Here is a 275-nt window from a genome sequence, read left to right as displayed (position 1 = left end):
GCCGGCGTCTTCGGCCGAGGCAACTTCGATCACATAGGAAGCCTCACCGTGGCTGTCCATGTGATACAGTACTTCTGCGCCCCATTTGCCCAGAAGGAATACCAGGAACGCGCCGCAGATGCCTGCGGTCGCTTTGGTGAGGGTCATCGTGTCAAACATGATCGCGAGTCCATTTAGCTGTCTGCAGGGGTGTCTAAGGCTTCCCCTCCCAAGTGGCAAGGTATAGACAGCGCGACGAAACGCCCAATTCTTGAAGTTTTGCACGGGGAACACAC

Annotated in this window: 1 pseudogene; it reads right to left on the bottom strand. The window is 56.4% G+C overall.

Going from position 1 to position 275, the window contains the following annotated elements:
- Window positions 1-159, bottom strand: a pseudogene (locus RA21_RS23365) (c-type cytochrome); the annotation flags it as partial.
- Window positions 160-275: the final 116 nt, after the last annotated feature.

Source organism: Leisingera sp. ANG-DT, from assembly GCF_000813785.1.
In the GTDB taxonomy this organism is placed as follows: Bacteria; Pseudomonadota; Alphaproteobacteria; order Rhodobacterales; family Rhodobacteraceae; genus Leisingera.
This window is presented reverse-complemented; position numbering and strand designations above follow the sequence as displayed.